This is a genomic window from Bacillus sp. LQ01 (genome assembly GCF_057624735.1).
Genome location: NZ_JBYEZL010000003.1, coordinates 22,389 through 39,033, shown reverse-complemented (window position 1 = coordinate 39,033; position 16,645 = coordinate 22,389). Strand labels below are relative to the sequence as shown.

Below are 16,645 nucleotides of genomic sequence, written 5' to 3'. Positions count from 1 at the left end.
ATAGCAAGTATATAGAAAGGAGAAAGGTAGAAAATATGAAGCAAGTATTGAAGTGTTTTAATGTCGTAACAATGATCACACTTCTTCTATCCATCATATTGCCTTCGCCCAGTGCTTTTGCTACAGAGATAAATAAAAAAAGCTGGGATGAGTTACAAGGAAATGATGTGAAAATTAAGGCAGATCAAGTGAATGCTGAAATGTATAAGGGAGAAGTAGCGGAGAGGGAGCACGTATTTCAATATAAGATTGAAAATACGGGAGATACACCAATCCGAGAATTAGTAATTAAACAAAATAATGACAATGGAATTGAGTTTCTTTCGCAATCTGTGAAAGTAAACGGAGAGAAGTTACTTGAAAATAAGGTAGCGGATTTCTATGTAGAGGAAAAAGATAATGGAGGAAAGGTTCTTTCTTCTAATCTTAAAATTCAAGATTTAAAATCACATGAAAAAATGACTGTATTAATAAAAGCTCGTCGTGCGCAACATTTTAATAAAGAGTATAAGCAAAAAATTAGTGTGCAAAAGGATCAACTACAAATAGGAAACATGTCTGTAGATGTTGAAGGGCTTCCTTCTGAAGAGAAGTTAGAAGCTAATACCGATGATGAGGCTGACAGTAGTAAGAAAGCTATCGGATCAACAACTGATTCAAAAACTAAAGAAGTGGATGGAAAATTAAAAGTATCTGTAGAAGATAAAAATACATCTGCACAAAAAACAGAAATAGAGAAGATAAAACAACCTGAGGCTGAGAAGCAACTAGAAAAAGAGAAAAAGCAATCACCTTTAGCAGTAAAGCAGAGTGATGCAGAAGTACAAGCTGCATCAGAAAATGCTTCGAAGGTTCAAATCCAAACAGGAGATAAACAAGGATTTGGAGACCCGTTGTATTCTACAATTGCTCCTGGTAATTTAGTACAGACTGGTAATGTGACGCTTGGTTTAACAGATAATCATTATACTAGGCAAAGTGTTGGTGGCAAAACCAATAAAAAAGCTGTAGATGTTGATAATGATGATACTACATTTAATTCGTCAACAGGTGCATTTCCTAACATTCCTGCTGGAAGTAAAGTGAAAAAGGCGTATTTGTTTTGGACAGCTGCTATGGGGACTCCGAGTGATGCAAGGACAGATTATAGAGTTAGCGATGAAGATGTAAGACAACCCGTTAAAATGAAGATGGGAAATAAGCAATACGCTGAAGTAAGTGCTGATAGTATACGAAAAGCGGATTCTTTACCGTATATTGCAAATCACTATGGCAGTGGTGCAGGATACGTAGCGTATGCAGATGTAACAAATGTAATTGCACAGCAAGGTATTTCTCAAACGGTGACAGTTGCAAATGTGCCACAAATTAAATTTGAAAAAGGCAGTGGCTATTACTGGGGTAACTGGAATCTTATCTTAGTTTATGAAAACTATAAAGAAACAGTAAAAGACATGAAGATTTGGGAAGGGCTAGTCTCTCAAAAAAGTACAGCCTGGACAGATATTAATGTTAATAAAATAAACACACCAAAAGAAGGTGCTTTTAAGGCGAAATTTAGTTATTTTTCATCGCAAGGTGATCCAGCTGATAATGATGGATATGCCTATGATTATGGAGAGTATGATTTTGGGTTAGGGTATCAAAAGTTTAAAAATATTAAAGGTAAAGATAATGATGTTAATGACTCATCTATGACAGAAGTACAAGTAGATGGTACTAACGAATTTGTTACGAAAAAATACCCAGGATATAATCCAGATTGGACAAATTCTTTCAGTACAGATATTCATACGTATCACCTTGAAGGACCCACTCAAGTGAAAAATGATTTAAAAGAAGCAAAAATGCGTTTTAGAGCATATGGTGGTGGCGGTGATATTTACGTATTAAATAACGCTACATTCGTTACAGAACATAATGCTCCAAACTTACAAGTTGATAAAAAGGCATTAGATAGTGCCGGAAAAGAAATTAAGGACGTTAAAGTTGGTGAAGAGTTTACGTATCAAATTGAAGTGAAAAATGATACGAAAAATAACCAAGCGCCGGTATCAAATGTAAAAGGTTTTGATAAATTAGATGATCGTTTAGAGTATGTTCCAGGGTCTATACAATATGTTTCTGGAAGTAATAAAGGAAATAAAACAGATAATGCAAGCGATGATGAAGCAGAGTTTGTAAATAATCAAATTGATTTCCGTGTTGGTGAGGGTGCAGATGCTAAAAACGGTGGTGTTTTAAAGCCTGGTGAAAGTACCGTTATTACATTCAAAGTAAAAGTGAAAGATTCTGTACAATCAGATACAACAGTAAAAAATGTCGTTGTTGTAAAGGGACAAGATAGTGCCGAGATAAAGTATGAAACTGAGGACGATGCAAATGTTACGGTTACTACCCCAAAAGAAGTTCCAGGGGAAATAGAGGCGAGAAAAATAGCTTCTAATAAAACACCGAAGTTAGGTGAAGAGGTAGAGTATCGTATTACATTTAAAAATAAGACAAAAGATGGACGTCTAGATGTATTGACCATTGAAGATGAATTACCAAGTAGTCTTGAATACGTGAAAGATAGTTTGAAAGCAGAAGGTGCAAAACCAGAGCCAGTAGAGCTGAAGTTTGAAAATGGAAAAGTAATTGCAAAGTATCCAGAAATTATGGATATGGAAGAAAGAAGTATCGTCTTTAAAACAAAAGTAAAAGAAACTGCAAAAATTGGTGAAGAAATTGTTAATAAAGCAACCGTTAGAGATAAAACAAATCCACCAAAGAATCTAGAAGAGAAGATTACACCACAGCATAAGGCCGGTAAAATTGCTGCAAAGAAAAAAGCAACAAATAAGAAGCCGAGGCTAGGAGAAGAAGTTGAATATCAAATTAGCTTCAAAAATACGGTGGAAAACGGAAAACTAGATGCAGTTACAATAGAAGATGAAATTCCAGCTAACTTAGAATTTGTTCAAGGCAGTGAGAGAGCTGAAGGTACTGAACCAAATCCAGTAGAGTTAAAAGTAGAGAATGGTAAGGTAATCGCAAAATATCCAGAGATTACGGATACAAAAGAGCGAAGCATCGCCTTTAAAGTGAAAGTAAAAGAAGAGGCAAAAGCGGGAGAAACGATTGTTAATAAAGCGGTTGTGAGTGAGCCAAATGGACAGTCTGAGCATCCAGAAGAAAAGATTACGCCGGATTATAAATACGGTAAAGTGGATGTAGAAAAAAACGTAACGAATCAAACACCAAAACTAGGAGAAGAAGTGGAATACCGAATTACATTTTATAATACGGTAGAAAACGGAAAACTAGAAACGGTGCTAGTAGAAGATACACTACCTAAAGGTGTTGAATACGTGAAAGATAGTTTGAAAGCTGAAGGTATAAAACCAGAGCCAGTAGAACTAAAAGTGGAAGATGGCAAAGTAATGGCCAAGTATCCAGAGATTATGGATACAGAAAAAAGAAGTATTGTTTTTAAAGTGAAAGTAAAAGATTCGGCAAAGGTAGGGGAGGCAATTGTAAATAAAGCAATTGCAAAAGATCCGAAAAATGAGCCTGTTGAATCAAAGGTTGTTATTACACCGCAAAGTAAAAAAGGTGAAATTGCTGCTACAAAGGTAGTTAATAATAAGAAGCCAAAGTTAGGCGAAGAAATCGAGTACCGCATTAGTTTTCATAATACGGTTGAGAACGGAAAACTTGAAGAGGTGCGAGTGGAAGATACAATTCCAAAAGGTCTTGAATATGTAGAAAATAGCATCAAGGCCGAAGGAGAAGCACCTGAACCAGTAGAATTAGCTGTTGAAAATGGGATAGTCAAAGCTAAGTATATCGATATTATGGATATGAAAGAAAGAAGTATCGTCTTTAAAGTAAAGGTGAAGGAAGAATTAAAAGTAGATAAAGAGATTGTCAATAAAGCAATTGTTGATGATACGAAAAATCCACCGATTGAACCGGAGGAAAGAATTACTCCGCAACATAAGGATGGAATAATTGATTCGAAGAAGACAGTAGATAATTCATCACCAAAACTAGGAGAAGAAGTAGAATACCGAATTAGCTTTAAGAACACGGTAGAAAACGGAAAACTAGAAAAGGTAATAATAGAGGATACAATTCCTAACGGTTTAGAGTATGTAAAAGGCAGCGAAAAGGCTGAAGGTGATAAACCAGCTCCATTAAAGTTAAGTGTGAAAGATGGAAAAGTTATTGCTGAATACGACAATATTACGGATATGAAAGAAAGAAGTATTGTCTTTAAGGTAAAGGTGAAGGAAGAAGCGGAAGTGGGGAAGGAAATCATCAATAAGGCAATTGTTGATGATATGAAAGATCCGAAAGAACCAGAAGCGAAAATTACACCATTACACAAAGATGGAAAAATTAAAGCGAAGAAAATCGTAAATAATGAAACACCGAAGTTAGGAGAAGAAGTAGAATACCGAATTAGTATGAAAAATACGGTAAAGAACGGAAAGCTAACAGACGTGACAGTAGAGGATACTTTACCAGAAGGTTTAGAGTATGTAGAAAATAGTTTGAAAGCAGAAGGTGCCGGAATAGATTCAGTAGAGCTGAAATTTGAAAACGGTAAAGTAATGGCAAAATATCCAGAAATTACGGATACAGAAGAAAGAAGTATCGTTTTTAAAGTGAAAGTAAAAGAAGAAGTAAAAGTCGGTAAAAAAATCATTAATAAAGCAACTATTGATGATTCGCAAAATAAGCCAGTTAATCCGACAGCGGAAATTACTCCTCAGTATAAAGATGGAAAACTTGAAGCAAAAAAGATAGTAAATAATGAAACGCCGAAGTTAGGAGAAGAAGTGGAATACCGAATTAGCTTTAAAAATACGGTAGAACATGGAAAGCTAACAGAGGTAAAAATAGAAGATGATTTACCAAATGGATTAGAGTATGTGAAAGATAGTTTAAAAGTAGAAGGTTCTAAGCCAGATCCAGTGGAATTAAAATTTGAAAACGGTAAGGTAATGGCAAAGTATCCTGAGATTACAGATACAAAAGAGAGAAGTATTACCTTTAAAGTGAAAGTAAAAGGTAAAGTGAGCGATTCAATTGTTAATGAAGCGATTGTGAGCGATACGAAACATCCGCCAGAAACACCGACAGCAGAAATTATTCCGCAACATAAAGACGGAAAAGTGAAAGCGAAGAAGACGGTAAATAATGAAACGCCGAAGTTAGGAGAAGAAGTAGAATACCGCATTAGTTTTAAAAACACGGTAGAAGACGGAAAACTAGCAGAGGTGAAAATAGAAGATACTTTACCAGAAGGTTTAGAGTATGTAGAAAACAGTGTGAAAGCAGAAGGTACTAAGCCAGATCCAGTAGAACTGAAAGTGAAAGATGGAAAAGTAATCGCCAAATATCCAGAGATTACGGATACAGAAGAAAGAAGTATCGTCTTTAAAGCGAAAGTAAAAGAAGAATTTAAAGTTGGTGAAGGCCTTGTCAATAAAGTGGTTGTTGATGATACAAAAGATCCAACAACTTCAGAAGTAACAATTACGCCAGAATATAAAGACGGTAAGCTTAAAGCAGAGAAATTTGTAAACAATAAAAAACCGAAATTAGGAGAAGAAGTAGAATACCGAATTAGTTTTAAAAACACGGTAGAAAACGGAAAACTAGTAGAGGTTACAGTAGAAGATGAAATTCCAGCTGGATTAGAGTACGTGGAGAACAGTTTACAAGCAGAAGGTTCTAAACCAAGTCCGGTAGAATTGAAATTTGAAAACGGCAAGGTAATGGCAAAGTATCTAGAAATTACGGATACAAAAGAAAGAAGTATTATCTTTAAAGTGAGAGTAAAAGAAGAGGCAGAAGTAGGCAAGGAGATTGTTAATAAAGCAATCGTAGTAGATACAAAAAATGAGCCCGAAGAGCCTCATGTGGAAATTACTCCGCAATATAAAGATGGTAAAATTGCTGCGCAGAAAGTGGCGAATAATCATAAACCGAAACTAGGAGAAGAAGTAGAATACCGAATTAGTTTTAAAAACACGGTAGAAAACGGAAAACTAGCAGAGGTAAATATAAAGGATGCATTACCAAATGGTTTAGAGTATGTGGAAGGCAGTATCACGGCAGAAGGTTCTAAACCGAAACCAGTAGAGCTACATGTGAAAAATAATAAGGTAATGGCAAAGTATCCAGAAATTACAGATACAGAGGAAAGAAGCATTGTCTTTAAAGCGAAGGTAAAAGAAAGCGTAAAAGTGGGAGAAGAAATCGTAAATGAGGCAATTGTAGATGATACAAAGAATCTGCCAGAAGAGCCTTATGTACCGATTACACCACAATATAAAGATGGGAAAATTGAGGCAAGAAAAGAAGTAAGTAACCATGAACCGAAGTTAGGTGAGGAAATCGAATATCGAATTATTTTTAATAACACGGTGAAAGATGGAAAACTAGCAGAGGTAAAAATAGAAGATAAAATTCCAGCTGGATTAGAGTTTGTAGAAGGAAGCGAAAAAGCTGAAGGTGAAGAGCCAAAACCAGTGGAGTTGAAAGTAGAAAATGGTAAGGTAATGGCAAAGTATTCAGAGATTATGGATACGCAAGAAAGAAGTATTGTCTTTAAAGTGAAGGTAAAAGATTCGGTTACAATAGGGAAGGACATTACAAATAAAGCGATTATCCATGTTGATGATCCGAACCATCCAGTAATTGATCCGACAGCAAAAATTACACCACAATATAAAGATGGTAAAATTGCTGCTCATAAAAAGGTGAATAATCATAAACCGAAGCTAGGTGAAGAAATCGAATATCGAATTTCATTTAATAATACGGTGAAAGATGGAAAACTGGCAGAGGTTAAAATTGAGGATGAAATTCCGTTTGGTTTAGAGTATGTGAAAGATAGTCTAAAAGCAGAAGGTGATAAGCCGGCCCCAGTAGAGTTGAAAGAAGAAGCTGGTAAGGTTAGTGCGAAGTATGAAAATATCACTGACATGAAAGAAAGAAGCATTATCTTTAAAGTGAAGGTGAAAGATTCCATTGAAGTGGACAAGGCAATTGTAAATAAAGCAATTGTTGATGATACAAAAAATCCACCAGAGCGACCAGAAGTAGATATTACACCGCAGCATAAAGCTGGTAAATTTAAAGCTAATAAAAAGGTAAGTAAAAAAGATCCAAAGCTAGGAGAAGAAGTAGAGTACCGAATTAGTTTTAAAAATACGGTAGAAAACGGAAAACTAGCAGAAGTGAAAATTGAGGATCAACTACCAAATGGATTAGAGTATGTGAAGGATAGTTTAAAAGCAGAAGGTAATGAACCAAATCCGGTAGAGTTAAAAGAAGAAGCTGGAAAAATTACAGCGAAGTATGAAAATATTACTGATACAGCTGAGCGTAGCATTATCTTTAAGGTAAAAGTAACAGAAGCAGTAAAAGTCGGGAAGAAAATCGTGAATACGGCAATTGTGGATGATGATAATCCGAAGAATCCTCCGCAAAAACCAGAAGCGATTATTACACCGGAGTATAAGAATGGAAAAATAAAAGCTGAGAAAACAGTAAATAACCCAGCTCCAAAATTAGGAGAAGAAGTAGAGTATCGAATTACGTTCCGTAACGTAGTTGAGCACGGAAAATTAGCGAAGGTGAAAATTAAGGATGAATTACCAAACAGTTTAGAGTTTGTAGAAGGTAGCGAAAGAGCTGAGGGGGATAATCCAAAACCGTTGCATGTAAAAGTGAAAAACGGCATAGTAATCGCAGAATATCCAGAAATTACGGATACGAAAGAAAGAAGTATCGTCTTTAAAGCAAAAGTGAAAGAAAAAGCTAAAATTGGCGAAGCGATTGTGAATACGGCGGTTGTGGAAGATACTATAAATCCACCAGAGAAACCGAATGTCGCGATACAACCTCAACATAAAGAGGGTGTATTACAAGCTGAAAAGACAGTGAGTAACCATGAACCGAAGTTAGGAGAAGAAGTAGAATATCGAATTAGTTTTGAAAATACAGTAGAAAACGGCAAACTAACTGAGGTAAAAGTAGAGGACGAAATTCCAGCTGGTTTAGAATACGTACAGGATAGTATAAAGTCTGATGGGCCGGAACCAAATCCAGTAGAACTTAAAGTTGAGAATGGAAAAGTAACAGCAAAGTATCCAGAAATTACGGATACGAAAAAAAGAAGTATCATCTTTAAAGTGAAAGTACAAGAAACGGTACAAGTAGGAAAAGAAATTATAAACAAGGCGGTTGTGGATGATAATAATCCGACAAATCCACCAGTTGAGTCACTTATACCAATTACACCTCAATATAAAGATGGGAAACTAGAGGCAAGGAAAGAAGTAAGTAACCATGAACCAAAGCTAGGGGAAGAAATCGAATATCGAATTACTTTTAACGGCACAGTAGATGGCGGGAAGTTAGTTGATGTAAAGATTGAAGATGAAATTCCGTCTGGTTTAGAGTATGTGAAAGAAAGTCTGGAGGCCGTAGGTGATAAGCCTGTGCCAACAGAACTTAAAGTCGAGAATGGAAAAGTAACAGTGAAGTATCCAGAAATTACGGATACGAAAGAAAGAAGTATCATCTTTAAAGTAAAGGTAAAAGAATCAGTAAAAGTTGGAGAGGAAATAACAAATAAAGCGATCATTCATGTAGATGATCCAGATCATCCAGTTATGGAACCGACAGCGACAATAAAGCCAGAATATAAAGATGGTAAGTTAAAAGCGACGAAGACAGTAAATAATAAAGAACCGAAGCTAGGAGAAGAAGTAGAATACCGAATTAATTTCAAAAATACGGTAGAAAACGGCAAACTAGCAGAGGTAAAGGTAGAAGATGAAATTCCAGCCGGTTTAGAGTACGTGCAAGATAGCATTAGATTTGAAGGGGCTGAACCAAATCCAATAGAGTTAAAAATGGAGTTTGGAAAAGTAATAGCAAAGTATCTAGAAATTACAGATACGAAAGAACGTAGTATTATTTTTAAAGTGAAGGTAAAAGCAGCACCAAGTAAAGGGATAACAAATAGAGCGGTAGTGGACGATAAAATAAATCCACCACTTGAGCCTACAGTTACAATTTTACCGAAAACAAAAGAAGATCTTAAGATACCAGAAGAGCCGAAGGAACCAGAAGTGAAACCGAAAGAACCGAAAGAACCAGAAGTGAAACCGGAAGAGCCGAAGGAGCCAGAAGTGAAGCCGGAAGAGCCGAAAGAACCGAAGGAACCAGAAGTGAAGCCGGAAGAGCCGGAAGAGCCGAAAGAACCGAAAGAACCGAAAGAACCGAAAGAACCGAAAGAACCGAAAGAACCGAAGGAACCAGAAGTGAAACCGGAAGAGCCGAAAGAACCGAAGGAACCAGAAGTGAAGCCGGAAGAGCCGAAAGAACCGAAGGAACCAGAAGTGAAGCCGGAAGAGCCGAAAGAACCAGAAGTGAAGCCAGAAGAGCCGAAAGAACCGAAGGAACCAGAAGTGAAACCGGAGGAACCGAAAGAGCCGAAGGAACCAGAAGAGCCGAAAGAACCAGAAGTGAAACCGGAGGAACCGAAAGATCTGAAGAAACCAGAAGTGAAACCGGAAGTAAGACTGGAAAAGTTAATTAAAGAACCTCAAGTAAAAGTAGAAAAAGAATTACCGAAAACAGGGGCAGCACATTCATGGATGATGTCAGTTGGTGCGGGAATTTCATTCTTAGTTGGCGGAGTATTATTCGTATTAGGTAGAAGAAGAAAACAATAATTTTTTAGACGAAAAGCACACTGAGTTCGATAGTTTATTGGACTCAGTGTGCTTTTATGTTATATAAAAGGAAAGCTCCTTCCGCGTATGGAAGGAGCTTTATTTTTGTATATTAAAACATACTTGAGCTATGCATCGGTTGAAGTTTTGCATTTGGATCGAAGTAAGCTTTTGCATTGTTTACTGCTGTCGGTGCTTCGCCAAATCCACAAGCGATAAGTTTTACTTTTCCTTCATATGTACAAATGTCACCAGCAGCGTAAATGCCAGGAATATTTGTTTCCATTTTTGAATTTACAAGGATGCTGTTTTTTTGTATATCTAAGCCCCAGTTTTTAATTGGGCCAAGAGAAGAAACGAAGCCGTAGTTTACGATTACGTCATCAACATCGATGATAATTTTTTCCTCCGTTTTTACATGTTGAAGAACGACTTGTTCAATCTTGTCATCACCAATGAGTTCTACTGGAACGTATGGTGTACTTACTTCTGCACGAGAATTCATTAAGCTTTCTACGCTATGTTCATGCGCACGGAATTTATCACGACGATGAACGATTGTAACTTTTTCAGCAATCGGTTCTAACATCATTGTCCAGTCTACTGCTGAGTCGCCACCGCCAAATACTACGACGCGCTTACCAGCAAATTTATTCATATCATCAACGAAATAATGTAAGTTTTTCTTTTCGTATTTCGCTGTACCTTCTAATTCTAAGCGGCGTGGTTGGAAAGCACCATTGCCAGCAGTAATAATAACTGATTTAGAATAGTGAGTTTGCTTATTCGTAACAAGTTTAAATATACCGTCAGCTTGTTTCTCAAGCGTATCGACAGCTTCTTCTAAACAAACAGTTGGGTCAAATTTCTTCATTTGCTCTTTTAAGTTATCAACTAATTCTTGTGCGCGCACTTTTGGAAATCCAGCCACATCATAAATGTATTTTTCAGGGTAGAGTGCGGATAATTGTCCGCCAAGTTGAGGCAAGCTTTCAATGATTTTTACACTTGCTTGTCTCATACCGCCATAAAATGCTGTGAACAGTCCCGTTGGACCACCACCAATAATTGTTATGTCGTAAACTTTTTGATTTTCTGCCACTTTCATTCCCCCTATAGATGGAATTTTGATATTGATTTCATATATTGTTCATATGTACACGAAAATCCTGCAAATGATGATACTTTCAAATAAATGATAGCATATTTGAGTTCATAATACTTCTGAAAACGACTGAATTGTGTGTAAGTTTTCGCATCGGTTCTTTTTTATTGTATAAAATATACAGAAAGGAAAATACATGAAAAAAAGGCTAAAAAACCCTTGAAAACGCTATGTTATTTTAAAATATTGATAATTCTCCAGACGCTTGAATTCTGGAATAAAACCGACTAATATAGGGAAGTATTATGTTAAATTTCTATGACAAAATTCGTACGATTTTTTGACTGCGTTTTGTTATGATATAGAATGTGATAAATTCCACATTCTTGACAAATAGAGTTTTTAGTACTTGGTATTATTTTTTATTACTATTATATAAAGAAAAGGGTTGTGATTTGGTGAAGACTCCAAAAATCGTAGTTTTAGGTGCAGGTTATGGCGGGATGATTACGACTGTTCGTCTGCAAAAAGCATTATCTGTAAATGAAGCTGAAATTACGCTAGTAAACAACAACAGCTATCACTACCAAGCGACTTGGTTACATGAGAGCGCAGCTGGTACATTACAAGATGAAAAAATCTGTCTAGATATTCAAGACGTTATTGATACAAATAAAGTGAACTTTGTACAAGACACAGTAGTAGAAATTAAAGCTGCTGAAAAACGCATTATCTTAAAAGATGGCGAGTTAGAGTATGATTACTTAGTAATTGGTCTTGGTTTCGAATCAGAAACATTCGGAATTACAGGATTAAAAGAGCATGCATTCTCAATCGCTAACATTAATGCAACTCGTGAAATTCGTGAGCATATGGAAGCTAGTTTCTCTAAATATGCAACTGAACAACGCGATGAGTTAGTAACAATCGTTGTTGGTGGTGCTGGATTTACTGGTATCGAGTACGTAGGTGAGCTTGCAAACCGTGTTCCTGAACTTTGCAAAGAGTATAATGTACCACGTGAAAAAGCACGTATCATCTGTGTAGAAGCTGCTCCAACAGCACTTCCAGGTTTCGATCCAGCGTTAGTAGAATACGCTGTAAAACAGCTTGAGAAAAAAGGTGTAGAATTCCGCATCGGTACAGCAATTAAAGAAGCAACTGAAGAAGGTATTATCGTTGCGAATGGCGATGACACTGAATTAATTAAGTCTGAAACAGTAGTTTGGGCTGCAGGTGTTCGTGGTAATGGTATTGTGGAAGAGTCTGGCTTTGAAGCAATGCGCGGACGTGTAAAAGTTGATGAGTACATGCACGCTCCAGGATACGAAGATGTATTCATGGTTGGTGACGCAGCGTTAATCATTAATGAAGAAATTAACCGTCCTTACCCACCAACAGCACAAATTGCAATTCAACAAGGTTACAATATTGCACACAACTTAACTGTATTAGTTCGTGGCAAGGGCGAAATGAAGAAATTCGCATTCGATAATAAAGGATCTGTATGTTCTTTAGGTCATGACGATGCAATGGGCGTTGTTATGGGTAAAAAGTTAACAGGTTGGAAAGCTTCCTTCATGAAGAAAGTAATCGATAACCGTTACCTATTCTTATTAGGTGGACCTTTATTAGTTCTTAAAAAAGGTAAATTAAAGTTCTTTTAATATATAGTAGAAAAAGCAGAAACGGCTAAGAGCTGTTTCTGCTTTTTTCATATTAAAAATATAGTATAATATATAAAAAAGAAAGAATATTCTGTCCGTTCTGATGGAGGAGGTTATTACATCATGGAGAAACGAGGGAAGGTATGGCTAGCTGTTAGTGGTTTAGTAGCTACAAAAGATGGTAGGTGGCTATTTGTTAAGAAGAAATACAGTGGATTAAAAGGAAAATGGTCTTTACCGGCTGGTTTTGTAAATGAAGGTGAGACGGTTGATGAAGCTGTGAAACGCGAAGTGTTAGAAGAGACAGGCATTGTCGCTCATGTGAAGGGGATTATTGGTGTTCGATCGGGTGTTATTCGTAATGAGATTAGTGATAATATGATTATTTTCCTTTTGGAACCTGAAGGAGAAAATATTATTGTACAGGAGAAAGAATTGTCTGAAGTGGCGTTCTTACATCCGGATAAGATTGTAGACGATCCGAATACGTCTGTGCTTATTAAATATTTGTTAGAAGGAAGATCAGAACTACATCTTGAAGTGGACAAAACATTAAATCCAGGTGAACCATTTGGTTATACAGCTTATCACGTATTTACGGCACGTGCGGAGGAGAGGGGAAAAGAGTGAGTATACCGGTACTACTTATTTCAATGATGTTATTCTTTATTTTGTTCTTTGGAATTGGATTTTTACTCAATATGATTTTGCGAGCTACTTGGGTAATGGTTATTGTGTATCCGATTGTTTGTATGCTTATTATTAATAAAGCGAGTATGTGGGATTATTTTTCAAAACCGAAAGAAACATTTTCTTCATTTGGGACAAGTGTATCGCACTTAGGACAAGCAGACGTATTTATTCTATCTACTGGATTAGTAGGGGCTGCTTTAGCAGGAGTCGTAATCAAGAAACTTCGGAAAAGCGGATATCAAATGTTTTAATCTCCAATTAAGTTGGAGATTATTTTTTTGCATATTCCTTCATCGTATAGGGAATGATTAACGATGAAGGAGTGTGGAATATAAAAATGTTAAAACGATATTGTATTCGCATTATGATGACTTGTTTACTTGCAATTGCATTATGCGTAACATGGAATGCTTTCACAGGAGTTTCTTTATTAGAGATTGTAAAGATATATGAAGGAATGAGTGCAAAAGAAGTACATGCAGCAGAAGTTAAGAGAAATGTTGCTCCGAGTAAAGAAGTGATAAATGCTTTAGAGCAGGCAAACGACTGGTCTAAATATCGTTCAATTGAAATGACTGCAACAGGTTATACATCGGGGATTGAGTCAACTGGTAAGAGGCCGGGGCATCCAGAGTATGGTATTACATATTCAGGTGTTAAAGTGAAAAGGGATTTATATTCCACAATCGCTGCGGACTTACGCGTATTTCCGATTGGAACGATTCTATTCGTACCAGGTTATGGATATGGTGTAGTAGCTGATAAGGGCGGTGCAATAAAAGGAAACCGTCTTGATCTATATTATGATACGGTGAAAGATGTTTATAGCCAATGGGGTAAGAAAAAAGTAAATGTGTACGTAGTAAAAGTAGGAAATGGTAAGTTTACAGAAGAAGAGTTAACGATGTTAAATCAAGACGAAACGATGCAAGTGTTTCGTGGTCAATATTTAAAACAAAGATAGTCTAGTCGTAATTACGCTAGACTTTTTTTCTTGGCTTATTTCATGATAGAGGAGATTTTGGATCTGCGATTTTACACGCCATATAACTGTAGTTAGAATTATCGCATTTTATCGAAAATAAAGTTATAATGGTGGTAGAGAAATTTAGGGGGTCTGAACATGTTTCAAGTACAAAAAGAATTAGCAGGTCATGAAGCGGTAATTGTTGCTTTATTTGAAGAAGAGAAAATGAGTAGTTTTGTACAAGAACTGGACAAAGCGTTTGAAGGGCAATTACAAGTTTTACTAGAAGAGAAAGAATTATCTACGAAGAAAAAGGCCATTTCGAAAGTACATAGCTTAGGGAAAACAAATGTGAAACGTTATTACTTTGTTGGTTTAGGAAAGAAAGAATCTTACACGACAGAAACGTTACGTGCGGCTCTTGGTAAGGCGTTTAAAACACTGCAAGCAGCAAAAGTACGAGATGCAGCAATCTTACTTGATTCTTTCGTAACAGAGAAATTAGACGCGATTGATGTCGCTCATATTGCGGCAGAGGTACAAGGCCTTGGTACATATGAGTTACAAACGTATAAATCAGATAAAAAGGATCGTGTAGAGTTAGAGAAGTTCACGGCTATTACAGCGGAAGATGCACAAGAAATTGAAGCAGCATTAACAGTTGGCTACGTACATGGACGTGCAACAAATTCAGCTCGTACACTTGTAAATATGCCGCCAAACGTATTAACAGCGACAAAGCTTGCTGAGTATGCTGTTGAATTAGCGGAGAAGTATGATATGGACTATAAAGTTCTTGAGAAAGAAGAGATGGAAGACCTTGGTATGGGTGCGTTACTTGCAGTAAACCAAGGTAGTGTAGAGCCACCAAAAATGATCGCTCTTATTTATAAAGGAAAAGAAGAGTGGACAGATGTCATTGGGTTCGTTGGAAAAGGTATTACATACGATACAGGTGGTTATTCTTTAAAACCACGTGAAGGCATGGTTGGTATGAAAGGTGATATGGGCGGTGCAGCTGCTGTATTAGGTGCGATGGAAATTATCGGTGAACTTCGCCCAGAACAAAATGTGATCGCTGTTATTCCTTCAACTGATAACGTTGTAAGTGGTACGGCATTTAAGCCAGACGATGTAATCACATCTATGAGCGGAAAAACAATTGAAGTATTAAATACGGATGCAGAAGGTCGTCTAGCTTTAGCTGACGGTATTACGTATGCGAAAAAACTTGGTGCAAACTACCTTGTTGATGTTGCAACATTAACAGGCGGTGTAATTGTTGCACTTGGAAACTATACGACAGGCGCAATGACAAATAATGAAGAGTTATTTGAGCAAGTGCTAGAGGCTTCTATGGAAACAGATGAGCCAATTTGGCAACTACCGATTTTTGATCGTGATAAAGAACGTGTGAGAAACAGTAAGTTTGCTGATTTAAATAACTCACCAGGCCGTGAAGGACATGCGGTTATGGCAGGTACATTCTTAGGCGAATTCGCTGAAGATACACCATGGGTACACTTAGATATCGCTGGAACATCAGAAACAAAAGGTGCGCACGACTTAGGTCCAGCTGGAGCAACTGGCGCAATGGTACGTACACTTGCAACACTTGTGGAGCGTTTTGGAGAAGAATAAGAGTATAAGTGAAGACTGTTCCGATATTTTGGAACAGTCTTCTTTTTTATAGGTTTGTTTATCCCACTATTTGCTGGGTAGTAAGACCCATAACTCAAAATTCAGCGAAAGGAAAGCAGTTAGGTCGGATTGCCGGTAAACGCTCGATTGGTGAGGGCTGATTAAAGTTTCACTTTATAAAGAAATCGTATACAAAACCCCATTTAAAGCAAAAGAAGTACGGCCCGTTTCTTCAGAGACAACTAATATAAGTGCATCACTCTTTTCAGATAAGCCAATTGCAGCTCTGTGACGTGTTCCTAGCTCAGGATCAACTTCTGTACTTTTCGTTAAAGGAAGAATATTAGCAGCTGAGACAATATGATTATTTTTTACGAGAACGGCACCGTCATGAAGGGGGTTACCTGGATAAAATATTGATTCGAGTAATGGCGCAGTTAAATGAGCGTTTAATGTCGTTCCAGTTTGAATGAGAGCTTCAAGCGTCTCGTTTCGTTCCACGACGATAAGAGCACCATGTTTTCTGGCGCTTAAATGTTGGATAGCTGTCGTAATAAAAGATGAACTTTCCGTATAAGGTGATAAATATGCCTGAATATAGTATGTAGCTGCTAATGTTTGTACATTTGCTAACATATGATGAATATCTTCCATTTTGCATAAAATACATTCGTCTTCTTTATCGATTGCGTTCCTCATAATCGATAGTTCTTTTTCAGCAATTTCAATCATTTGCTTTGTTTGTATTTTGAGCTCTTCTGACAAGCCCCATTCGTGCATAATCCTCATTCCCTTTAGTGGAGTATTTAACAATAGTGTATACAAATAT

The 16,645-nt window shown here is 36.9% G+C and carries 8 protein-coding genes; 6 read left to right on the top strand and 2 right to left on the bottom strand.

The features are described 5' to 3' along the window. Positions 1-35: 35 nt before the first annotated feature. Positions 36-9,743, top strand: coding sequence for an isopeptide-forming domain-containing fimbrial protein (locus AC22L0_RS20825; RefSeq protein ID WP_139894699.1), 9,708 nt, complete (start codon positions 36-38; stop codon positions 9,741-9,743). A gap of 112 nt (positions 9,744-9,855) precedes the next feature. Here AC22L0_RS20825 and AC22L0_RS20820 read toward each other — a convergent pair whose 3' ends face one another. Beyond that, a complete protein-coding gene (locus tag AC22L0_RS20820; RefSeq protein WP_000829788.1) occupies positions 9,856-10,845 on the bottom strand; it encodes an NAD(P)/FAD-dependent oxidoreductase in 990 nt (329 codons plus the stop codon). Between the two features lie 461 nt (positions 10,846-11,306). On the opposite strand from AC22L0_RS20820, the gene AC22L0_RS20815 reads away from it, so the two are divergent. The 5 genes from AC22L0_RS20815 to pepA all read left to right on the top strand — a co-directional run bounded on the left by AC22L0_RS20815 (position 11,307) and on the right by pepA (position 15,816). Further along, positions 11,307-12,515 carry an NAD(P)/FAD-dependent oxidoreductase gene (locus AC22L0_RS20815; protein WP_000856612.1) on the top strand — a complete coding sequence of 403 codons (1,209 nt, stop codon included), beginning with the start codon at positions 11,307-11,309 and terminating at the stop codon, positions 12,513-12,515. A gap of 123 nt (positions 12,516-12,638) precedes the next feature. Beyond that, a complete protein-coding gene (locus AC22L0_RS20810) occupies positions 12,639-13,145 on the top strand; it encodes an NUDIX hydrolase (RefSeq protein WP_000415320.1) in 507 nt (168 codons plus the stop codon). Next, the gene (locus AC22L0_RS20805) at positions 13,142-13,459 is read left to right on the top strand and encodes a YuiB family protein (RefSeq protein ID WP_000027016.1); all 318 of its coding nucleotides are present in this window, start codon (positions 13,142-13,144) and stop codon (positions 13,457-13,459) included. The genes AC22L0_RS20810 and AC22L0_RS20805 overlap by 4 nt, the downstream gene beginning before the upstream one ends. An 86-nt stretch (positions 13,460-13,545) precedes the next feature. After that, positions 13,546-14,172 (top strand): 3D domain-containing protein, encoded by a 627-nt coding sequence (locus tag AC22L0_RS20800; protein WP_000920098.1) that lies wholly within the window; start codon positions 13,546-13,548, stop codon positions 14,170-14,172. 159 nt (positions 14,173-14,331) lie between these two features. Next, complete coding sequence (gene pepA / locus AC22L0_RS20795; protein ID WP_000487949.1) at positions 14,332-15,816, top strand: cytosol aminopeptidase; 1,485 nt, start codon at positions 14,332-14,334, stop codon at positions 15,814-15,816. A 174-nt stretch (positions 15,817-15,990) separates the two neighbouring features. Here pepA and cdaS read toward each other — a convergent pair whose 3' ends face one another. Next, positions 15,991-16,596 (bottom strand): sporulation-specific diadenylate cyclase CdaS, encoded by a 606-nt coding sequence (gene cdaS / locus AC22L0_RS20790; RefSeq protein WP_000545253.1) that lies wholly within the window; start codon positions 16,594-16,596, stop codon positions 15,991-15,993. Positions 16,597-16,645: the final 49 nt, after the last annotated feature.

Excerpts from the sequence above, each read along its gene's own strand:
- cdaS (WP_000545253.1), bottom strand. The coding sequence starts at position 16,596 with ATGCACGAATGGGGCTTGTCAGAAGAGCTCAAAATACAAACAAAGCAA.
- pepA (WP_000487949.1), top strand. The coding sequence starts at position 14,332 with ATGTTTCAAGTACAAAAAGAATTAGCAGGTCATGAAGCGGTAATTGTT.
- AC22L0_RS20825 (WP_139894699.1), top strand. The coding sequence starts at position 36 with ATGAAGCAAGTATTGAAGTGTTTTAATGTCGTAACAATGATCACACTT.
- AC22L0_RS20800 (WP_000920098.1), top strand. The coding sequence starts at position 13,546 with ATGTTAAAACGATATTGTATTCGCATTATGATGACTTGTTTACTTGCA.
- AC22L0_RS20810 (WP_000415320.1), top strand. The coding sequence starts at position 12,639 with ATGGAGAAACGAGGGAAGGTATGGCTAGCTGTTAGTGGTTTAGTAGCT.